Below are 19,670 nucleotides of genomic sequence, written 5' to 3'. Positions count from 1 at the left end.
GGGCGACAAGGAGAGGTTCAACCGGGACCTGCTGGAATTCCTCAACAAGTAGCAGCCGACCCTGCCAGCCGCAGGGTCTTGCTCGCCTTCGCCCAGGACGACGAAGGAACGCCCGCGCCCTCGGACTCGGGCCGGCGCCGGCATCGAGCAGTTCCTGCACAGCGGCCTCACCCTGCGCCCCGACACCGCGGTGCCGGATCCTTTGCCGGTCACGATCGCCTCGTATCCCCGGCATCCTGACCGTGGTCGATTGCGACGCGCAGGAGGACGATCGCGCCGTCGGCGGCTTCAGCATGGCTGACGACCACCTCACGGAGAGGTCCAAGCCGCTGCTGGGAGTCGATGGGAAAACCGCCTGCACCACCGAAATGATCGTCAGCCAACTGGTCACAAACGCCATCCGCTACGGCACACCGCCAGTTCAGACACAGCTCATCAAGGACCGCACACTCACCTGCGACGTCCACGACGGCAATTCCCTCGCACCACGGCTGATTGCAGGTCTACCGGCCCCAAGCCCTGCCCGTCGCGGCGGTCCGGAGGGGAGCCGGCGCATACAGCCGCCCGAGTCCCCGTCCGTCCGGTGTTCATGCGGCCGATGGTGCCTCGTCTCCCTTGCGGTTGACCGGCCGGGTGCGCATCGGCCTGCCGGGCAGCCTTCGCCTTGCGAGCGCCCTGCGCAGAGGCCCATCCTGAAAGAGGCATGCCGACCACCGTATGGACCGAGCGCAGACGGCTGCGGAACCTGCGGGGACCGCGGCCCGCGCGGGGAGCGGGTTCTGATGAGGCTTGTCGTCGATCTCAACCGATGCCAGGGATTCGCACAGTGCGTCTTCCTCGCCCCGGACGTCTTCTCCCTCCACGGGGAAGAAGCGCTGCTGTTCTCTCCTCGCTTCGACGAGGCACAACGTGACCGGGTGGAGAAGGCCGCTGCCGCCTGCCCGGTCCAGGCCATCCTCGTCGACTACTCCGACGAGCCGACGGTCGAGCCCCATGTCGGCTGACACGGACGTCCAGGCCCTGCGGCGCCAGGGCCGCATCGTCGTCGTCGGTGCCTCGCTGGCCGGTCTGCGCGCGGCGGAGACCCTGCGCGAGCAGGGCTTCACCGGATCGCTGACCATGATCGGCGACGAGCCGTACGAACCCTACGACCGGCCGCCGCTGTCCAAGCAGGCACTGCTCGGGCGGGCACGGCCCGAGGACACCGCGCTGCCGCGACGGCGCGACATCGACGCCGAATGGCGTCTGGGCGTCGCCGCCGAGAGCCTGGACCGCGACGCCAAGCAGGTACGCCTGGCGAACGGCGAAACCGTCCCTTACGACCGCCTGCTGATCGCCACCGGGACCCGGGCGCGGCCCTGGTTCCACCCGGAAGAGGCCGCGCTGGACGGGGTGTTCGGGCTGCGTACCCGCGACGACTCCGCACGCCTGCGCCGGAAGCTGACCGGGGGCGTGTCCCGGGTGCTGGTGATCGGCGCCGGCTTCACGGGCTCCGAGGTCGCCTCCGCCTGCCGGGAGCTGGGCCTTCAGGTCACGGTCGCCGAGCGCGGCCCGGCCCCGCTGGTGGGCGCCCTGGGCGGAGTGATCGGCGCGGTCGCGGACCGGCTGCAGCGCAAGCACGGAGTCGACCTGCGCTGCGGCATCAGCGTCACCGCCCTCGAGGGCGACGATGTGGGGCGACTCAGGCGTGCCCATCTGTCCGACGGCTCGGCGATCGACGTGGAGGTGGCGGTCGTCTCGCTCGGTGCCATGCGGAACACGGAATGGCTGGCCGGCTCGGGGGTGGCCGCCGGCCCTCGGGGGATCGCGTGCGACGCCGGCTGTCGGGTGTTCGACGTCAACGGCATCGTCACCGACGACATCTACGCCGCAGGTGACGTCGCCCGCAGCCCCCACCCGCTGTTCGACTACCAGTTCCTGGCGCTGGAGCACTGGGGCAACGCGGTCGAACAGGCCGAGATCGCCGCCCACAACATGATCTGTGCCGGTCCGGATCGCCGCCCGCACCTATGGCTGCCGATGTTCTGGTCCACCCAGTTCGGCATCAACATCAAGTCGGTGGGTGTCCCTTCGCTGGGCGACCAACTGGTTGTCGCCCAGGGGGCGCTCGCCGAGGAGAGGTTCGTCGCGGTGTACGGCTACCGGGGCCGCGTCATCGCCGCGGCGTCCTTCGACGGAGCCAAGTGGCTGGGGTTCTACGAGCAGCAGATCGCGGCCGGCGCACCGTTCCCGCCGGAGTACCGCACAGTCGACCGCCGGACCGAGACGCTGCATCCGGTCGACCCGGCCTTCCCCGACCCCCATCTGCCCACCCATGGGGCCACGGTCACGCTGACGGGTCACTCGCCGAGCGAGCGGCGTGTCGCGTTCGTTCCGGCACATGCCTGATCACCGGCCCTGCACCGCCCGGAGCCCTCAGGAGTCACCATGACGTCCGGCACCCTCCTCGCGCAGATCACCGACTACGCCAACCGGGCCGATCCGTACCCGCTCTACGCGGAACTGCGCAAGCAACCGGTCAGGCGGGAGGACGACGGCTCCTACCTGGTCAGCACCTATTACGAGGTGCGGAGCCTGGCCAACGACCCACGGCTGAGCAACGACACGAGCAACCGCCCGTCCGGCTACGCCCGCGTCGGGCAACCGGACCCGGAGACCGGTCTGCCGCCCAGCTTCATCTTCACCGACCCGCCCGTGCACGACCGGCTGCGCGACACCATCAACCGGCCGTTCGGTCCCCCGCACAGCCCCAGATTCCTCGACGGCCTGCGCGGAGAGCTGGCCAAGGCGGTCACCGAGCTGCTCGACGCTTTCGAAGGCAAGGACCAGGTCGACATCGTCGAAGACTTCGCCTACCCCCTTCCGGTCACCGCCATCTGCAAGGTCCTCGGCGTCCCGCGCGAGGACGAACCGCGCTTCCACGGCTGGGCCGATGCCCTGGCGTCGTCAGTCGATCCCCACTCCGGCGACGACGGCGGCCCGGAAAAGGCACAGCGGGCCCGTCAGGAGATGGGCGCCTACCTGGCCGGTCTGATCGAGACCAAACGCCGTCACCCCGGCCCCGGGATGCTCAGCGCGCTCGCCCCCGACATGACACCGGCCGACCTGGAGGCCACCGCGGTGCTGCTCCTGGTCGCCGGCCACGAGACCACCGTCAACGCGATCACCAACACGACCCTCACCCTGCTGCGCCACCCCGACATCCTCCAGCGGTTCCAGAAGGACCCGGACCTGGCCGTCCCGCTCATCGAGGAAGTGCTGCGCTACGAGCCCCCGGTCCAGTTCGTCCCGTGGACCACCGCCCTGGCCGACATCGACATCGCCGGCACCACGATCCCCAAGGGCTCGCCGGTCTGGCTCATGCTGGCCGCGGCCAACCGCGACCCCCGGCGCTTCGAGAATCCCGACCGGTTCGATCCCGACCGCAAGGACAACGAGCACCTGGGCTTCTACACCGGCATCCACTACTGCTTCGGCGCCCCCCTCGCCCGCATAGAACTACACCTGGCTGTGCCCGAACTCTTCCGCCGGGTCACCTTCTCCCGGCTGCTCGAGGACCCGCCGCCGTACCGCGCCAACGCCGTACTGCGCGGCCCCCGCCACCTTCCCGTGGCCATCGAGAGCCTCACCGCATGAGCGCCATGCGTCCGGTGCCGACCTGAAGGACATCCGGCGGACGCCATCTGGTCCGGGCCGCCGCCACTGCTGAGGTGCACACCGATCGCTGACGTCGCCAGGCTCAGTACGGCGGCTGCGCCCCAGGCGATCCGGAAGTCGTGACGTGAGGACACACCGACGTGGGAACCACCGACCACCGTAACCAGGACCGCGACGCCGACCGTGGCCGAGGTCTGGCGGACAGAGTTGACCAGCGCCGACGCGGTCGCCGCACGGTGCCCCGGCAGGGCGTGCACACCAGTGGCCATCAGAGTGCCCAGGGCCAGACCGATGCCCGTACCGGTCGACAGCTGGCTGGGCAGCAGGTCACGCGCATGATCCGGCGTGACGGACGCGAAGCAGGCGCGCCAGACCATGCCGCCGGTGAACAGCAACCCGCCAACGGCGACCAGCGGACCGTGCCCGAAGCGCTGCGCGGCGCGGGCGGTCAGAAGGGTGACGACCGGCACGAGTGCGGGACCCGGGACCAGGGCGACACCGGTGCGCAGAGCGCTCCAGTGCCAGATTTCCTGGCACCACAGCACGTTCGATAGCAGCATGATCGCGAAAGGCGATGCCGAACACGAGGCTGCCCGCGTTCGCCGCTCCGAAGCGCGGTAGCCGCAGCAGGTCCAGCTCGAACAGCGGGCGGGGGCGCCGCAGGGACCTGGCGACGAACGCGGTGCCGCTGATCACGGCAACGGCCAGGAGCAGCACGGTCCTGCCGCTCGTCCAGCCCCAGTCGGGCGCCTGCACCAGCGCCCCGGACAGCGCCGCGTCCTACGAGTTGAGCAGCGGGGCGCCGCGGAGGTCGGGCAGCGGCGCGGCCTCCCGGGTGGCCGACTTCGGCAGCACCGCTCGGCCGGCGAGCATCGCCGCGATGCCGATGGCCACGTTGACGGCGAAGGCCCACCTCCAGTCCACCTCGACCAGGAGGCCGCCGGCGACGGGCCCGGCGCGCGGCGGGTCCGCCGACCGCAGCCCAGCTCCGGGTGGCGTGGGTACGACGCTCGGCCGGCACCGTCGCCAGCAGCAGGGCCAGGGATGCCGGGATCTGGGCGGCCGCCCCGGCGGCCTGCACCACCCGGGCCGCGACGAGGGTCACCAGGTGCGGGGCCAGGGCACAGCCCAGCGACGCGAGGGCGAAGACGGCGATCCCGGTGAGGAACACCGGCCGCTGGCCCATGCGGTCACCCGCACGCCCGGCCATCACCAGCAGCGCGGCGAAGGTGATCGCGTAGGCGTTAAGGACCCAGGACGGCGAACCGAGGGCCGCGCCCCTGCCGCCCCCGGAGAAGCTCGCTCCCACGGCCGGAAGTGCGACGTTGACGATCCACAGATCCAGGTTGGTCATGAAGACGGCCACCAGGACGACCGCGGTGGCCGTTCGGGGGTGATTTGAAATTCAAAGCATCATGCGCATGGTGCAAGCCGAGCACGGAGATGGTTTGAAAATCAAACCTCGCCGGGGTGATACTGGAGCCGTGACCACACGCATCGATCCCCAGGACATGGCCGGACGCCCCTGCTCGCTCTCCGCCGCCCTGCAGGTCGTCGGCGACCGATGGGCCCTGCCGGCGATCCGCGAGGTCATGCTCGGCAACCACCGGTTCCGGCAGATCGCCAGGAACACCGGCGCCCCCACGGACCGTCTGGCGGCGCGCCTGAAGGCGCTGGTGGAGAGCGGTGTCCTCGAACGGCGCCCGCTGCCGGACGACACACGCCACAGCGGCTACTACCTGACGGAAGCGGGGCGCGACCTGGCGGGCATCACCCGCGAACTCATCGGCTGGGGCGACCGCTGGGCCGTCACCAGGCCGCCCGTCCGGCTCCTTCACCAGGACCACGAACTGGTCACTCGCGCCGTCTGCGGGACCTGCGGCGAGCAGGTCCACGCCGAGGACGTCCACCGGGAGGAGATGATCCCCGGCTGGGACCGCTCCGGTCCGGTGCAAGCCCCATAGACCGTGCGGTGGTCATCGATCCCGCCCCGGAACGGGCGTGTGATCGCCCCGGAATGGCGCGCCAGGGAGCAGTGCAGATCTCATGCCGTGATAGAAGGAGATGTGATGCAGGTAGCCGTGGTCACCTTCGACGGGTTCAACGAACTCGACAGCTTCATCGCATCCGCGCTGATCAACCGATGCCGTAAGTACGGCTTGGAAGCCTTCATCACGACGCCGACACCGGTGATCACGTCGATGAACGGTGTAGAGGTGACAGGGCAGCGCCCGATGAAGTTCGTGACCGAAGCCGAGGTCGTGCTGATCGGTAGTGGCGTGAAGACTCGAGACGTGGTCGCCGACGACCGGCTGATCTCCCGGCTGCCGCTCGACCCTTCGCGACAGCTCGTCGGTGCGCAATGCTCCGGCGCGCTGGTGCTCGCCCGACTGGGGTTGCTGGACGGCATGCCAGCTTGCACCGACATGAAGAGCCGGCCCTTTGTGGAAGCCTGCGACGTGACCGTGCTGGACGCGCCGTTCCACGCCGAGGGGAACATCGCCACGGCAGGGGGCTGCCTGGCGTCCCAGTACCTCGCCACCTGGGTGATCACCCGCATGCTCGGGGAGGGCGCCGCGCGAGACGTCATCGGCTACGTGGCTCCGGTCGGCGAAAACCAGGAGACCATCGAGCGCGCCATGCGCGCCGTCCACACGGGCGAGGTCGCACTGCGCTGACGCCCGGCGATCAGTCGCGGCACAATGAAGATCCACCATCTTGAAGCCGTCCGGGCACGGCCTGATGTGAGGTGACGGTCGGTGCTGGTCACGGGCGGTTGTCGGAGCTCAAGCTCTCGTCCGCCACTTCGGTGATCACGGGTCCACGGATTCCCCTGACGTGAGGCATGTGTCCGTGGATTTGGGCGGGAGAGCGTTTCACCTCCCGGGCCCGTCGACGAACCGTCCGTGTCGACCGCATCATCCTCAGCCTTGAGTCCGCGGGCGTGCGCGGGCGTCGCATCTGAGGAGACCTGCATGAACGAACTACTCACCGAGGCGATCGAAGCCCACGGCGGGAACATACGCTGGCGCCAGCTGACTCAGGCGCGAGCCACCCTTGTCAGTGGCGGTCATCTGTTCGCCCTGAAAGGCTTGCCGCAGGATCCCGCGCCGCGCGAGATGACCGTTCTCCTTCACGAGGAGCACGCCTCGGTCAGACCCTTCGGTGCCCCGGACCAGAAGACCGACTTCACGCCCGGACGTGTGAGTATCGACACGCTCGACGGGCGAGTGGTGGCCGAACGCGAGGCCCCACGGTCGTCCTTCAGCGGCCACACTTTGGAGACCCCCTGGGACCCGCTGGACCGCGCGTACTTCAACGGCTACGCGCTGTGGACCTACCTCACCACACCGTTCCTGCTGGCCATGCCCGGCTTCACGGTCACGGAGATCGAGCCGTGGCGGGAAGGGGACGAACTGTGGCGAGGACTGCGCGCCACCTTCCCACCCGAGATCGGCAGCCACAGCACCCACCAAGACTTCTACTTCGGCCCCGACCGGCTGCTGCGCCGACACGACTATCACGTCGACGTGGCAGGCGGATTCGCCGCCGCGCAGTACGTCTACGACTGCGTGGAAGCGGACGGCATCGTGCTGCCCACCAAGCGGCGGGCCTACCGCCGCGACGCCGATGGCTACCCCACCCTCGATCAGGTCATGGTCTCGATCGACCTCAGCGACATCCACTTCAGCTGACAGCAAGGAGAACGTCCGGCCGATGCGCTCGATGGCGGTGAAGAGTTCGGCAACGATGCCTTCGGCCTCATTGCGTTCGGGCAGGCAGAGCGAACGCCCGAGATGGTTCGGTGCGGATGTCGGCACTGTGTTGGACGAGGCTGAGGTCTCGCATGCGCTGGTTGGTCTTTGTCCCGGCCATCTTCGAAGACGAGGAGCGGTTTGGCGCCATGAGCGGGTGTTTCGGCGAACGAGATGGCCTCGGTGAAGCGTTCGAGCGGGAACGGCTGGCCTTGGGGATGCTCAGCACGTCATCAGCGACAAGGCTGCGAACCTCGGACAACGCGCGCAGCGCATCCGCGGGTGAGAGCCACACGCTGCACCAGGTCCTCGTCCGAACACGCGTCATCTGCGTATTGCCGCTCCTGCCCGGTCGGTCGTGTCGGCACTCAGGGACTTCGACGTTTCGGACATGCAGGAGCTCCTCGGGGGCGTGAGTTGCCGGTGTAGCGTGCCGGTCGGCGATGGTGGGGGCGGGCCACTTCTGCGGTGGAACGGTCCTGCCGGCAGTTTCAGCCGCGGCTGGGTTCAGGGGCTGTCCGGGCTGACGCGGATGAGACCCGGGCCGGCGTCGACGAACGAGTCCCCGATCGGCACGTCGTGGCCGTCGTCGCAGCGGAGCACCGCGTGCACCGGGGCGCCGCAATGCTCGTGGCGTACGACCACGGGGGGCCCTTGTTCGTCGGTGGCCCAGGCGTCGCCCCACTGCCGCAGCGCCACGATGACGGTCCGGAAGTCCCGTCCCTTCTGGGTCAGTTGATAGGCGTACCGGGTCCGCTGGCCGGGCTCCTGGTAGGGGACGCGTTCCAGGAGACCGGCGGCGGTCAGTTCTTTCAGGCGCGCCGCGGCGGCGGGTTCGCTGATGCCCACACGCTTGGCGAAGTCGTCGAACCGGCGCGTGCCGAAGAACGCCTCGCGCATGATCAGCAGCGCTGTCCTGTTGCCGACGATCTCCAGAGTCCTGGCGATGGAGCAGTTGGCCATGGACCAGGCGTCCCGTTCCTCCAGCAGATCCTTCATCTCTCCACCCTTCACCTGACTTGCATCAAGCAAAGTCAGCCTATACCGTCGCAGCTGACTTATGTAATCGTAAGTCAGCTGGGGTGTGCGCATCACGAGAGAGGAATGATGGACATCAGCACAGCAACCGTCCTGGTCACCGGGGCCAAGGGCGGGCTCGGCAGGGCGCTCGCCCAGGAGCTGCTCGCGCGTGGCGCCACGGTGTACGGGGCGGCCCGCCGACCGGACCAGATCGATCTGCCCGGCGTGAAAGCGATACGGCTCGACGTCACCGGCCCCGCCTCCGTCGCCGCGGCCGCCGAGGAGGCCCGTGACACCTCCGCCCTGATCAACAACGCGGGCAGGGCCGTCGGCGCCTACGCCGCCGCCAAGTCCGCGGACGCCGCCCGCGCGACCCTCGACGGCATTGCCTCCAGGGCTGCGGAGATCGTCGTCGACGACCGCAGCCGCCAGGTACAGGCCGACCTCTCCGGCGGCGTCGCCGCCCTTTACCCGCAGCTCGGCTGAGACGAGGACACCGTGACTTCCACTCCTTCCCCCGCCCCGGGCCGGCTCAAGCCGACCGACCGGCACACCGGTGTCCGGCCCTCCCCGAACCACCCCTCCCGGCTCGCCGCCGGCGTCACACTCATCGCGATGTGCCTGGGCGCCATGACGACCTTTCTGCTGATCACCGCATCGGTGTCGGCACTGTCGGCCATCCAGGACGACCTGCACGTATCCCCGACCGGCCTCGTCTGGATCCCCTCCGCGTACACCCTGGTCGTGGCCAGTCTGGTGATGTCCGCTGGCACCATCGGCAACCTCTACGGCCGCAAGCGCGCCTTCGTCACCGGCGCCGCGGTCATGATCATCGGCTCGCTCATCGTCTACGCGGCGGGTTCGGCGGGAGGCGTCATCGCCGGCCAGCTCGTCTCCGGCCTCGGCGGCGCACTCATCCTGCCCAACAGCCTGGCCATCCTGGGGGCCACGTTCCCCGACCCCCACCGGCGCACCGAAGTCGTCACCATCTGGGCGGCCTCCTCGGGCATCGGACTCGCCGCAGGCCCCCTGATCGCGGGCACACTGCTGGACCACTTCCACTGGAACACGGTCTTCCTGTCGACCGCCGTCCTCGCCGTGGTCACCCTGGCCGCAGCAGCCTTCGTAGCGGAATCGCGCGGCCCCGCCGGCAAGCTCGACATCCCCGGCCAGGTCCTGGCCGTCCTGGGCATCGCCGCCCTCGTCTACGCCCTCATCGAAGGCGGGCACGACGGCTACACCAGCCCCCGCATCCTCATCGCCTGGATCACCGCGGCCGCGGCCCTGACCGGTTTCGTCCTCGTCGAGCGCGCCGACCGCACACCCATGCTGGACATCACCCTGTTCCGGTCGGCATCCTTCAGCGCCGTCATGTTCGTCGCGGCCGTCTCCCTGTTCGGCTTCACCGGCCTGGCCATCCTGTCGGTGCTCTTCTACGAGCGTGTCCAGCACCTGTCCGCCCTGGACGTGGGATGGCGGCTGCTGGCCTTCTTCGGCGTCTACGTCATCGTCAGCTACGCGACCGGACGCGTGATCCGCCGCACCGGCTTCAAGCTCCCACTGTCCCTGGGCTTCCTCATCGGAGCCGCCGCCACGGCCGGACTCACCACGCTGGAGCCGACCACCCCCTATGCCCGGGTGTGGTGGCTCTACGCGCTCTTCGGAGCCGCAAGCGGGATGGTGGCTGCGCCGAGCACCGCCGCCGCCCTGGTCAGCGTCTCCCATGAACACGCCGGCATGGCCTCCGGAGCAGTCAACACCTTCCGCCAGATCGGATCCGTCACTGGCACCTCCCTCCTCGGCGCACTGCTCGCCAGCCGGCTCCAGTCCCAACTGCCGCCCCAGCTGGATGCCCACCACGTGCCCCGAGCAGCCTGGCCCACCGTCGAACACGCCGTATCCAGCGGCAGCGGCGGCCACCGAGCAGCCCCGCCGAACGTGACCGCCGCGATCGGCGAAGCCTTCACCTCCGGTGTCCACGCCGGCATGATCGTCATCGCCGCCGTGTTCCTGTGCGCGGCCCTCGCCTCAGCCCTGCTGGTACACAACCGACCGCACCACACCACCGCCACGCCGAACTGACGCGCAGCTTCTCGCCTTCGCAGCGATGCCGACGGTGCCGGGGCGGTCAAGGCTTCAGTGGCAGGGCGTGGCTCGCCGTGGAACACCTGGCGGGCGTGCCAGTCGCGGTGAGCGGCCGCGACAGGGTGCGCGCCGGGCTGTGGGCCGAAGAGTGGCCGGCCCGCGAGGGCTATAACGTGCTCGCGGGCGGCGGGGCTGTGGCCGACGAAGCGCTGTGAGACCAGGATGCGCTGATCGTCTCCCACGCCGAGGACGCCCTTGTCGAAGAGCTTGTGGTGCAGCGAGCACAGGCACACCCCGTTGTCGATGTCGTCGGGACCGCCGAACGCCCACCAGCGCACGTGGGCGGCCTCCAGCCCGACCGGCACCGCCCCGATCCTGCCGTCGTACCGCAAAAGGCGCTCCGGTACTCGTAGGCGGTCAGCACCAGCTCCCGCATCCGCGGGTCCCGCTGCCCGCGCACCGCCGAGAGCTGCTCGGTCTGCGCCGCTTGCTGTTCAGGGTAGGCACATCGATTTGATCTGCGATGCCTGCCTCAGCCAAGTCGTCTCCGGGCACGCTGCTGTTTCGCGTGGCGGGGAGTCAGGCCGGCCTGAGTTGGACGTTGTCGCGGTGCTGCGGGCCGCGAGGCCCGTAGTCGATGTCCGCTCCGGTGTTGCTGCTGGCCATGACCGCGGCGGGAGCGTCGTAGGGATCCATGACCGCTTCGATGAAGATCAGCGTGTCGTTGGGCGCGCTGAGGGCCTCCGCCAGGTCCGCGGCGGTCTTGACGACGAACGACCGCGCCGTGGTGTCCGGGCGGAGCACCCTCGGTAGATCCGCGTAGGCCCAGGCGGCGATGTCGTTGTACTGCTCGGTTTTGCCGAGGTAACCGCGTTCGATGGTGTATCCGCCGTTGTTGATCAGGAAGATCACCGGCTTGTGGTCGTGCCGGAGGATGGTCGACAGCTCCTGCGCGGTCAGCTGGAACGAGCCGTCGCCCAGGAACAGCAGGTGGCGACGGTCCGGCGCTGCGGTCAGTGTTCCGAGCAGGGCTGCGACCGAGTAGCCGATCGAGCCCCAGTTGATCGATCCGACGAAGGTGCAGTCCGGTGGCAGCTGCAGGCCGAGGAGGGCGTACGACGTGCCGTTGTCGAGGAGGAGCACGTCCCCGGACCGGAGGTAGTCCTGGATTGCTTGCCAGTACGCGGCCTGCGTCAGGTTGGTGGAGCCGCCTGCGGGGGTCCCTGTCGCCGTAGCCCCCCGCCCTGTAGCCCCCCGCTGTGGTATAGCGCGGCTCGTGCCGTGCGGGACGGTGTCCAGTACGCCGCGGATGACTTCCTGGAGCGTCACCGCCTGATAGTTGTCATCACCGATGTCCACCGAGTGGCTGCGGGCGCGGATGGTGTCGGCCGGCAGCGAAGCGGTGAAGTCGCCCGTGGTCACCTCGATCGGCCGGTAGCCGATGGAGAGCAGGCAGTCGCTGGTCTCGATCGCCGCGCGCACATGCGGCTCGCTGGCCTGGCCGTTGTAGATGCCGACGTAATAGGGGAACGTCTCGTCGATGACCGCCTTGGCTGTGCTGATCGCTGCAACGGGAAGCCGCATTTTCTCGGCCAGCCCCATGAGGTCGGCTGCCACGCCGAAGCGGTCCGCGTCCAGATCCACCAGGACCGCCGGTGACTTGGCGGCGGACAGGTGGGCTGCGATTGCGGTGACGCACGACCGCAGCCGTTCCGGGTCGCTGGGCGGTTGCGCGAGCACCAGCGGAGCTTGCGGAACCACGATGTCGAGATAGGCGATGTCGGAAGGCAACTCCACGTACACCGGGAGCTTTTCCCGCCACGCGGTGAGGATCAGCCTGTCGATCTCGGTGACCGCGTTGTGCGGGGTCAGCCGCGCCTGCGCGGCGGTCACCTGCGCGTAGGCGCCGAGGAAGCGGTCCCAGGTGCCGTCGGCCATCGTGTGGTGCATCCCCAGGCCGCGATCGATGGACTTGAGCGGTATCGACCCGCAGATACAGACCACCGGCACGTGCTCGCTGTAGGAGCCGGCGACCCCGTTGATCGCGCTCAGGGCGCCGACGGCGTTCGTCACGAGGAGCGCGCCCATGCCGTTCAGCCGGGCATAGCCGTCCGCCGCGTAGGACGCGTTCAGCTCACTGCAGTTGCCGACCCATTTCAGCGTGCCCGCGTCCTGAAGCTGCTGCAGCAGTTCGAGGTTGAAGTCACCAGGGACGCCGAAGAGGTGGCCGACGCCGGCCTCCTTCAGACGCCGAAGCAGGAAGTCGCCGATCGTCATCCATCGGCTCGGGCTGGTGGACATCGCCTGTGCCTCCGAATCGCCGGTATCGTCTCCGTCAGGAGCGGGAGCGACTTATATCCATTTTGCGGTCAGAGATGGCTGCGCGCCTCTGTACGTCTTCGTGCTCCCACCCACGGGCGGATCGACCAGGGAGTTGCGGGCGGTCTCGTACGCCGGTCCCTGTGTGCGCAAGGACACGACCCCCGCACCCGGGTGTACTACGAACGCCGCACCCAGGAGGGCAAGACCCGACGCGAGATCATCCGATGCCTCAAGCGAGATGCCGGCCGAGAGGTCTTCCACCTGGTCAGGGCAGTATCCAGCGTCCCCCGCTACAGGGGCGTCTGCGCTGGCGCGGACGATGCAGTCGGTACGTCACGCAGTCCGGGTTTCTGCGACGATCCGGGAGTGCCTGATCTGCGATCGCACCCGCCCACTCGTCTTTGACGATCCGCGTAGCACATGGCGCGCCCCCGGCCACGCGCCGGTGGGGGCGTGAATGACAGGATCGGGTCCTCAACCTGGTCAGACAGGTTTCAAGCACCCCTCGTATGTGGAGCGCGCAGACGAGGCGATGGCCGCACTTTCCTCCCCGATCTCGCCGGTCCGGGCGCTGACCTGACCGACCCGGTGGCCGTCGACCTCCTGCGGGACATCCTCACCGAGGAGCACGCCGACGCCACGCTCCTGGTCACTGCGGCCGCTGTCTTCGCGTCAAGGGTCGTTCCTGGAGCATACGGCCGCGGACTACGACCGGTACCAGGTGATCAACCGCGCCTTCTTCTTCGTCACCCAGACCGTGGCCAGAGCGCCGTCGTCTTCATCCGTCTTCATCCGTCTTCATCGCTTTTCCCGCCATCCCGCCATCCGGTCTGACTCTGGTGGCAGAGGAGGAGGGCCTGCGCGACGCCCTCTACGCCGCCCTGGAAACCATCGCCTGCCGGACGGAGCCGAGGGCCTCGGCGGGCGTGGGTGTGGAGGTTGTGCGGGGCTGCGAGGCCCCGGCGCGCGACAGGGTGACGGCGGTCAGCGCGACACCTCCCAGCCCCAGCGCACCCGCACCGGCGGTGCGCAGCAGGTGGCGCCAGGGCAACCGTGGCGGTGGCTTCGTCGTCGGAGTCACTGTTCCCGGATGCCTGAGACATGGGCTCCCTTTCCGCCCCTGGCGGGCGCCTTCAGTGAGGTGCGGTGACACGCGGAACCGTCTCGGCGCCGTGGCGGCGATGCGTGACCGCACACCATGGCCGCACGCGCCCGTTGCAGGTCCCGCGGTCGTTGAGCCTCATGCTCAGCCGTGACCTGGGCCTCGCAATCGGTTCAGGGCCGTCGACGCGCGTGCCGCCCGCTGTGTGAGGAGACTGGGAGTGGTAGAAGGAGGCAGGATGAGCCAGATGGCGCTTTGTGTCCGCTTCACGCTGCATGACGGTGCTGGTGAAGCGTTCGACGAACTGGTCCGGGAGGCCGTCGAAGGGGTCCTCGAACACGAGCCGGGCACCTCGGTGTACGCCTGCAGTGAAGTCGAGGGAGCACCGAACCAGCGCCTCTTCTTCGAGCTGTACGCCGACCGAGCCGCCTTCGAGGAACACGGACGTCAGCCCCACGTCCGTCACTTCCTCAACCAGAGCAAGCAATACGCAGAGAAGACGGAGATCGACCACCTGCGACCGTACGCCGGAAAGTACCCTGCCGCGGCCGGATAGCGCGGTTCAGTCCTGTACCGACCGTGCCTCGGGGACGCGAAGCGGACTCGGGCACAAGGCGTGACGCCTCCCGGCCCGGCACCACTCTGAGCAGACCGGGACCGAACCCCCCAAGTAGGGCCGGGACGAGGAGGAACCATGGCCGAAATCTACGATCCTCGCCACACGGCCGTCCTGCTGGTCGACCCCTACAACGACTTCCTCTCGGAGGGCGGCAAGGTCTGGCCCCGCCTGGAGCCCGTGGCCCGCAGCGTCGATCTTCTGGACCATCTCCGGTCTGTGGTCGCCGCCGCCCGCGCAAACGGTGTGCGCGTGGTCTTCGTACCGCACCGCCGCTGGGAGCCGGGCGACTACGAGTCGTGGGACCATCCGACCCCCTCGCAGCGGAAGATCCAGGAGTTCCACCACTTCGCCCGGGGCTCCTGGGGCGGGGAGTTCCACCCTGACTTCCAGCCGCAGCCGGGCGAGGTCGTCGTACGGGAACACTGGGGATCGAGCGGGTTCGCCAACACGGACCTGGACATGCAGCTCAAGCAGCACGGCATCACTCACGTCGTCGTCGTCGGCGTCCTGGCCAACACCTGCATCGAGGCCACCGCCCGCTACGCCATGGAGCTCGGCTACCACGTCACGCTGGTCACCGACGCCACCGCGTCCCTCCGCCCCGAGATGATGCACGCCGCTCACCGACTCAACGGCCCCACCTACGCCCAGGCCATCGTCACGACAGACCAACTCACCGCCGCACTCGGCCCACGGTGAACACCGTGGGACGCATGACTCGCACCACCCTGGCTGCCGAGGGGCGAAGGTGTCGCCACCGTCGATGAGAAGGTCGGCTCCGGCTGACCACGCACGCGGGGCATCATCCCTCGCATCGCCCGACACGGAGTCGAGAGCTCCCACCATCTGGGCCGACACCGTTGGGTCGTCGAACGCGCCATCGCCTGGCTCAGCGGACGCCGACGACTACACCGCCGCTACGAACGCAAGGCCAGCCACTTCCTGGCCTTCACCGCCCTCTTTCGGGGTGCTGGCGGCAAGTGCCTGAAATCTGGGCCGCGCAGTGTGCTGGGCCCGAGCGGCGCGGCCGGCGAGCAGGACCGGGCCAAGCTCGCAGAGCAGGCCGCCACGGAGCGCGACGCCGCGCTCGCCGAGGCCCGGCAGCTCCGCGTCGAGCTCGCCGCCCATCAGGCCGTGCACAAGGCCGGCGCCGACACCGCGCGGCTGCTCGACTCCCGCACGGGCGAGAACCAGCTCGCCGCCCTCGACCCGGCCGACCCCAAGTTTGCCGAGCAGCTCGACACCGTGATCGCCGCCGCGGCGGGGCAAACCCGCTGCTGCGCGCCGAGGCCACAGCGCCGGCCCCGCCCAGGGGGGCGCCGAGTTCACCCCGGGGCACCGCAGACGGTCACGCCTGAGCGGTTCGCCCGCATGACCTACGCGCATCGCGTCGAGCTCCACTAGTCCGACCCCGATCTATATGCGCGGCTCTCCGCCGCTAGCGAGTAGGGAGGGCAGCCGATGCCCGCAGGAAAGACCACCGCGGCACAGATGACCGTGCCCGACATCTGCGCCGACGTGGCGCAGGCGAAGTTCAAGGGCGCGCTCATCCTGGGCACGCTCGCCATCGACGACGACACCCTCGAAGGCAAGCCGAACGACTCCGTCAACTTCCCTAAGTGAACCGCGCTTGGCGAGGCCGAGGACCTGACCGAGGGCACACCGATGACGCCCGAGCAGCTCGGCACCAACCCAGGCAACTCAGCCCCGATTCAAGGAGGCCAGTAAGGCCGTCGAGCTAGGGCCTGTCCGGTGAGTCGGGTGGCGGACCCATTGCCGGGTCGTTCAGCCCGGTATGGGGCGGGGTGATCTGTCTGATCGAGAGTGGGCTCGACTGGAGCCGCACCTCCCAAGGAACGCGGGTCGGGGCGGGCGTTGGAAGGACCATCGCACTGTTATCAACGGCATTCTCTTCCGACTGCGGACCGGTGTTCCGTGGCGGGACCTGCCCACGCGCTTCGGGAAGTGGAAGACTGTTCACGATCGTCATCGGCGGTGGTCGGCGAACGGCACCTGGGAGCAGATCCTTCAGGCTGTCCAAGCCGACGCAGATATAGAAGGCCGGATCAACTGGAGTGTCGTGAGAGTGGACTCCACCGCGTGCCGCGTTCACCAGCAGGCGGCCGGACCCCGCCACCAACCGCCGTGGATACCTGGACAGCCCCGCCGGCCCACCACGCATCGCCCTGACGAAGCGGTTAGCCGCTCACAGGACTCACGACAAAGATTCACCTAGCGAGTGAGGGTGGCTGTCGACCGCGGGTCGTCATGCTGGCGCCCGGACAATAGGGCGACGGCCCGCAACTGATCCCGGTCTTGGAGCGCACCCATGTCCCGCGTCTCACCGGCGGCCACCCGCGGACACGCCCATCCCACGTGTGCGGAGACAAGGCGTACAGCTCACGTCAAAACCGCCGCTACTTGCGGCGACGGCAGGTCAAGCACACCGTCCCCGAACGCCAGGACCAACGAGCCAACCGTCAGCGCCGCGGCAACCGGGGTGGCCGACCCACCGGTTTCGACCGAGCACGCTACGCCCGCAGAAATGAGGTCGAGCGGACCATCAACGTGCCGAAGGGGTTCCGTGCCGTGGCGACCAGATACGATAAGAGAGCGTACGTCTTTCACGGCACGGTGACCCTCGCGTCGATCCGACTGTGGCTCCGTTGACGACCCGCCGCACGGTCCTCAGGACTTGTGCTTTTCGTGGCGGACCAGGATGTACTCCACCAAGTGTGCTACGGACAAAATCTTTTCGGCATGCTCGTCGGGGATCTCGACTTTAAAGTCCACCTCAATCCTCATCAGCAGCTCGACAATGTTGAGCGAGTCCGCGTCCAGGTCCTCTTTGAACCGGCTGTCAGAGGTGATCGCGTTCCTTTCCTTGTTCAGCACCTCGGCGACAGTTTCGATGACCTTCTGCTCCACCTCTTCACGCACCGAACTCACCGTTCCGACCTCTCCACGATTGGGCCGGCACGGCCCGTCCCTCGCTCTTCCGGGAATGGGCGAGGGGCCTCCCGAACTCTCCCCCGCCACACGCGGACGACACACCTCAGCCCCCTGATCACCCATGCGAGTGACAGCTTTCTCGACACGGCCGCGACCGATCTGCGTCCCAGACCGTCACTGACCCGTCGGACAGGCCCTAACGGACACAAGCCGACTTGCGGCGTTCGGCGACCCCTGCGCCGAGACGCAGCGACAGCTCGGCGTACTGATCGCGCGGAAGAGCGACGAGTGGGACCCGGAGAACATGGCCGACCTCGTCATTCACTCCGTGCAGCGCGCTGCACTACTCCGTGACCCGAACTTCATCTCTGCCAACAAGCTCGGAGCCGGCGCCGTATCCCCCTCGGCGTGATCGGGCAGGTTGGCGGAGTAAACATCTACGTCTCGGACCGGGTCACCGTCACCGACGACGGAACCAACCCCGCGACGTACAATGTGCTGCTTATCGGGCGTGGCACCCTCGGCCTGCTCTACAAGCGGCGCCCTTTGGTCGAGACGGACCGCGACATTCTCGCGCGTACGACTGTCGTCACCACGAGCGCGCACTACGCGACGCACCGACTCAACGACGAGGGAATCGTCGTGCTCAACACGAAGGGGGGCGTGAGATGCTGCGCCGCTACCACCGTGGAAACGATCCCTCGGATGACGAGGGTGAGCAGCAGACATCGGAAGACGAGCAGACGGACGGACCGCAGGCAAGCGGATGCTGGCGCGGGGCCGACGAGGACGTCGACTCAGCTCTGCTCACCGCTGTGTACCCGGTCGACGAGGACGGCGACGTGCGCGCCGCCCTCGCCGACGCCACTTGCGCACAGATCGAGTACCAACTCGCCGCCGGCGCCGATGGCACCGGTGCGGCCGGACGGTGGAAATCGGTCTCGATCGGGCCCATAAGCCTGTCTGGGCGCGGCCGGCGCGCATGGGCGACGGCCGGCGTCGACCTCGCCCTGCGCGCCGAGCGCGCGCTGCGGCGATCGGTGCTGCCCGAAGTTGTCGACGATGTGTAGGCCCTGATTGCCGCGCAGATCCGGCGGACGCTGCGCTAAACACGGTCGCCTGATTGCTTGGCGGGCCCCAATGACCTTCATTGCGGGAACTGCACGCACGCCGCACCAATGTCCGCAATGAAAGCTGAGTCGTTATCGACAGCCCGCACAACCATTGTGAACTTGCATGAAATCTCTTCCCCATTCGATAGTTTGACCTTGAGGTCCGCTTCCACGCCATCCTCGATGCTGCCCCCCTCCCGGACTCCTCCGAGAGCCAGTTCCTGGCGCTTCACCTCTGGGGGCGGTTCTGGCAGCTGATCAGCCCCGACGACGCGATCATGCGGCGCATGAGCCGGCCCATGGACAATGAAGTGACCGACCGGCCCCCCTGCCAGCATGCGCAAGATTTCTAGAGTAACGAATAGACTTTTAAGCCCGTAGTAGACACCTCTAGGGCTGGCCTTCAGGGTGATTTTGAGTGTTCCACGCTGAACGTTGACCACGTCAAATTGCATCTTTGATGGGTAAGTGAGGTGAACAGGAGGGGGCGATATTGGATACTCGCCCACCAATTCACCAAGCCGCATGCACCAGCGAAACCAGATTTCTACGTCTTCCAGCACACGCCCCACGTACGGAATAGTCTCGTCTTGCAGCGTGAGGGTGATTTCAATTTCAGTCACCCCATGGTCGCCGAATTCCTTCTCGACCGCAGGAGCCAGCGTCGAGGTGAAGTGACGCCAGAAGGCATTGGGCAACGTTGGCTCAAAATGAGCAAGAGTAGGTGGGCTGATCGTCGTCACCTTTTCCTCCTTGCTGATTATCCCTGTCTCATCAACTCATGCTGCCCGATCGTTCGTCCTGCGGTGTGCCGCCAAACGAGTACGAGCCGAATGGCAGCCGCGCCCTCTGCCGCTCGGCCAACGAGGGGAACAGTTTGGATTTGGCCTGGGCCCGGGCGCGACCGCTGAGCACGGCTCGCGCTGCGGCCTGCGCATCGACCCGGTCCGACTTGCCGCGCCGACGGCGATCGGCCCGGTCGAGCCGATTCACATCGAAAACGTCCACGCCCTGGGCCAGCAGGTAGATGGATGTGAGTGCCTTTC

20 protein-coding genes and 5 pseudogenes are annotated in these 19,670 nt (G+C 68.1%); 16 read left to right on the top strand and 9 right to left on the bottom strand.

The genetic code is table 11. The annotated features are described in order from the left end of the window. Positions 1–209: 209 nt before the first annotated feature. A complete protein-coding gene (locus IE244_RS15390; protein WP_191874058.1) occupies positions 210–467 on the bottom strand; it encodes a hypothetical protein in 258 nt (85 codons plus the stop codon). Between the two features lie 315 nt (positions 468–782). Between IE244_RS15390 and IE244_RS15385 the strand changes: the two genes are divergently transcribed. The 4 genes from IE244_RS15385 to IE244_RS15370 all read left to right on the top strand — a co-directional run bounded on the left by IE244_RS15385 (position 783) and on the right by IE244_RS15370 (position 4,211). Continuing rightward, a complete protein-coding gene (locus IE244_RS15385; RefSeq protein ID WP_191874057.1) occupies positions 783–1,004 on the top strand; it encodes a ferredoxin in 222 nt (73 codons plus the stop codon). Continuing rightward, positions 994–2,388, top strand: a complete 1,395-nt coding sequence (locus tag IE244_RS15380) for an NAD(P)/FAD-dependent oxidoreductase (protein WP_191874056.1) — start codon at positions 994–996, stop codon at positions 2,386–2,388. The genes IE244_RS15385 and IE244_RS15380 overlap by 11 nt, the downstream gene beginning before the upstream one ends. Positions 2,389–2,427: 39 nt before the next feature. Continuing rightward, a complete protein-coding gene (locus IE244_RS15375) occupies positions 2,428–3,636 on the top strand; it encodes a cytochrome P450 (RefSeq protein ID WP_191874055.1) in 1,209 nt (402 codons plus the stop codon). A 161-nt stretch (positions 3,637–3,797) separates the two neighbouring features. Next, positions 3,798–4,211 (top strand): hypothetical protein, encoded by a 414-nt coding sequence (locus tag IE244_RS15370; RefSeq protein WP_191874095.1) that lies wholly within the window; start codon positions 3,798–3,800, stop codon positions 4,209–4,211. 226 nt (positions 4,212–4,437) lie between these two features. Here the strand turns inward: IE244_RS15370 and IE244_RS42015 are convergent, their stop codons facing one another. Further along, positions 4,438–4,581 carry a hypothetical protein gene (locus IE244_RS42015; RefSeq protein ID WP_229854130.1) on the bottom strand — a complete coding sequence of 48 codons (144 nt, stop codon included), beginning with the start codon at positions 4,579–4,581 and terminating at the stop codon, positions 4,438–4,440. A 115-nt stretch (positions 4,582–4,696) separates the two neighbouring features. Then, positions 4,697–5,011 (bottom strand): annotated as a pseudogene (locus tag IE244_RS43165) (MFS transporter); the annotation flags it as partial. A gap of 130 nt (positions 5,012–5,141) precedes the next feature. On the opposite strand from IE244_RS43165, the gene IE244_RS15360 reads away from it, so the two are divergent. The 3 genes from IE244_RS15360 to IE244_RS15350 all read left to right on the top strand — a co-directional run bounded on the left by IE244_RS15360 (position 5,142) and on the right by IE244_RS15350 (position 7,352). Further along, positions 5,142–5,621 carry a winged helix-turn-helix transcriptional regulator gene (locus tag IE244_RS15360; RefSeq protein ID WP_229854129.1) on the top strand — a complete coding sequence of 160 codons (480 nt, stop codon included), beginning with the start codon at positions 5,142–5,144 and terminating at the stop codon, positions 5,619–5,621. A gap of 105 nt (positions 5,622–5,726) precedes the next feature. Next, positions 5,727–6,335, top strand: coding sequence for a type 1 glutamine amidotransferase family protein (locus tag IE244_RS15355; RefSeq protein WP_191874052.1), 609 nt, complete (start codon positions 5,727–5,729; stop codon positions 6,333–6,335). A 297-nt stretch (positions 6,336–6,632) separates the two neighbouring features. Continuing rightward, positions 6,633–7,352, top strand: a complete 720-nt coding sequence (locus IE244_RS15350) for a hypothetical protein (RefSeq protein WP_191874051.1) — start codon at positions 6,633–6,635, stop codon at positions 7,350–7,352. Positions 7,353–7,919: 567 nt separating this feature from the next. On the opposite strand, the gene IE244_RS15345 is transcribed toward IE244_RS15350, so the two are convergent. Further along, positions 7,920–8,411, bottom strand: coding sequence for a winged helix-turn-helix transcriptional regulator (locus tag IE244_RS15345; RefSeq protein ID WP_191874050.1), 492 nt, complete (start codon positions 8,409–8,411; stop codon positions 7,920–7,922). Positions 8,412–8,519: 108 nt separating this feature from the next. Here IE244_RS15345 and IE244_RS15340 point away from each other — a divergent pair, with 108 nt between their 5' ends. After that, positions 8,520–8,918 (top strand): SDR family NAD(P)-dependent oxidoreductase, encoded by a 399-nt coding sequence (locus tag IE244_RS15340; RefSeq protein ID WP_191874049.1) that lies wholly within the window; start codon positions 8,520–8,522, stop codon positions 8,916–8,918. Positions 8,919–8,930: 12 nt separating this feature from the next. Continuing rightward, on the top strand, positions 8,931–10,514 hold the full coding sequence (locus IE244_RS15335) for an MFS transporter (RefSeq protein WP_229854128.1): 1,584 nt from the start codon (positions 8,931–8,933) through the stop codon (positions 10,512–10,514). Between the two features lie 50 nt (positions 10,515–10,564). On the opposite strand, the pseudogene IE244_RS15330 reads toward IE244_RS15335, so the two are convergent. Next, positions 10,565–11,001: pseudogene (locus IE244_RS15330) on the bottom strand (HNH endonuclease); the annotation flags it as partial. Positions 11,002–11,096: 95 nt separating this feature from the next. Beyond that, positions 11,097–12,818 (bottom strand): alpha-keto acid decarboxylase family protein, encoded by a 1,722-nt coding sequence (locus IE244_RS15325; protein ID WP_191874048.1) that lies wholly within the window; start codon positions 12,816–12,818, stop codon positions 11,097–11,099. 1,361 nt (positions 12,819–14,179) lie between these two features. On the opposite strand from IE244_RS15325, the gene IE244_RS15320 reads away from it, so the two are divergent. From IE244_RS15320 to IE244_RS15295, 6 genes and pseudogenes are all read left to right on the top strand, one after another. After that, positions 14,180–14,497 carry a putative quinol monooxygenase gene (locus IE244_RS15320; RefSeq protein WP_191874047.1) on the top strand — a complete coding sequence of 106 codons (318 nt, stop codon included), beginning with the start codon at positions 14,180–14,182 and terminating at the stop codon, positions 14,495–14,497. Between the two features lie 138 nt (positions 14,498–14,635). Then, complete coding sequence (locus IE244_RS15315; RefSeq protein WP_191874046.1) at positions 14,636–15,259, top strand: cysteine hydrolase family protein; 624 nt, start codon at positions 14,636–14,638, stop codon at positions 15,257–15,259. 90 nt (positions 15,260–15,349) lie between these two features. After that, a pseudogene (locus tag IE244_RS15310) lies at positions 15,350–15,520 on the top strand (IS5/IS1182 family transposase); the annotation flags it as partial. Between the two features lie 45 nt (positions 15,521–15,565). Continuing rightward, on the top strand, positions 15,566–15,964 hold the full coding sequence (locus tag IE244_RS15305; protein ID WP_191874045.1) for a hypothetical protein: 399 nt from the start codon (positions 15,566–15,568) through the stop codon (positions 15,962–15,964). A 57-nt stretch (positions 15,965–16,021) separates the two neighbouring features. Next, positions 16,022–16,183: a hypothetical protein gene (locus IE244_RS15300; protein WP_191874044.1), complete on the top strand. Its 162-nt coding sequence runs from the start codon at positions 16,022–16,024 to the stop codon at positions 16,181–16,183. A 172-nt stretch (positions 16,184–16,355) separates the two neighbouring features. Then, positions 16,356–17,230: pseudogene (locus IE244_RS15295) on the top strand (IS5 family transposase). 18 nt (positions 17,231–17,248) lie between these two features. Here IE244_RS15295 and acpP read toward each other — a convergent pair. Further along, on the bottom strand, positions 17,249–17,500 hold the full coding sequence (gene acpP / locus IE244_RS15290) for an acyl carrier protein (protein WP_308436266.1): 252 nt from the start codon (positions 17,498–17,500) through the stop codon (positions 17,249–17,251). Between the two features lie 680 nt (positions 17,501–18,180). Between acpP and IE244_RS15285 the strand changes: the two genes are divergently transcribed. Next, entirely contained in the window at positions 18,181–18,582 is a 402-nt protein-coding gene (locus IE244_RS15285; protein ID WP_191874042.1) for a hypothetical protein, read from the top strand. A gap of 77 nt (positions 18,583–18,659) precedes the next feature. On the opposite strand, the gene IE244_RS15280 is transcribed toward IE244_RS15285, so the two are convergent. Further along, the gene (locus IE244_RS15280) at positions 18,660–19,367 is read right to left on the bottom strand and encodes a hypothetical protein (protein ID WP_191874041.1); all 708 of its coding nucleotides are present in this window, start codon (positions 19,365–19,367) and stop codon (positions 18,660–18,662) included. A 136-nt stretch (positions 19,368–19,503) separates the two neighbouring features. Further along, positions 19,504–19,650: pseudogene (locus IE244_RS43390) on the bottom strand (IS110 family transposase); the annotation flags it as partial. Positions 19,651–19,670: the final 20 nt, after the last annotated feature.

It is taken from the genome of Streptomyces filipinensis, assembly GCF_014649495.1.
In the GTDB taxonomy this organism is placed as follows: Bacteria; Actinomycetota; Actinomycetes; order Streptomycetales; family Streptomycetaceae; genus Streptomyces; species Streptomyces filipinensis.
The sequence above is the reverse complement of the archived record's forward strand: the minus strand, read 5'-3'. Positions and strand labels throughout refer to the sequence as shown.

Bases quoted from the DNA above. Each gene is read 5' to 3' on its own strand.
- IE244_RS15385 (WP_191874057.1), top strand. From the start codon at position 783: ATGAGGCTTGTCGTCGATCTCAACCGATGCCAGGGATTCGCACAGTGC.
- IE244_RS15380 (WP_191874056.1), top strand. From the start codon at position 994: ATGTCGGCTGACACGGACGTCCAGGCCCTGCGGCGCCAGGGCCGCATC.
- IE244_RS15375 (WP_191874055.1), top strand. From the start codon at position 2,428: ATGACGTCCGGCACCCTCCTCGCGCAGATCACCGACTACGCCAACCGG.
- IE244_RS15355 (WP_191874052.1), top strand. From the start codon at position 5,727: ATGCAGGTAGCCGTGGTCACCTTCGACGGGTTCAACGAACTCGACAGC.
- IE244_RS15350 (WP_191874051.1), top strand. From the start codon at position 6,633: ATGAACGAACTACTCACCGAGGCGATCGAAGCCCACGGCGGGAACATA.
- IE244_RS15345 (WP_191874050.1), bottom strand. From the start codon at position 8,411: ATGAAGGATCTGCTGGAGGAACGGGACGCCTGGTCCATGGCCAACTGC.
- IE244_RS15340 (WP_191874049.1), top strand. From the start codon at position 8,520: ATGGACATCAGCACAGCAACCGTCCTGGTCACCGGGGCCAAGGGCGGG.
- IE244_RS15325 (WP_191874048.1), bottom strand. From the start codon at position 12,818: ATGTCCACCAGCCCGAGCCGATGGATGACGATCGGCGACTTCCTGCTT.
- IE244_RS15320 (WP_191874047.1), top strand. From the start codon at position 14,180: ATGAGCCAGATGGCGCTTTGTGTCCGCTTCACGCTGCATGACGGTGCT.
- IE244_RS15315 (WP_191874046.1), top strand. From the start codon at position 14,636: ATGGCCGAAATCTACGATCCTCGCCACACGGCCGTCCTGCTGGTCGAC.
- IE244_RS15300 (WP_191874044.1), top strand. From the start codon at position 16,022: ATGCCCGCAGGAAAGACCACCGCGGCACAGATGACCGTGCCCGACATC.
- IE244_RS15285 (WP_191874042.1), top strand. From the start codon at position 18,181: ATGCTGCGCCGCTACCACCGTGGAAACGATCCCTCGGATGACGAGGGT.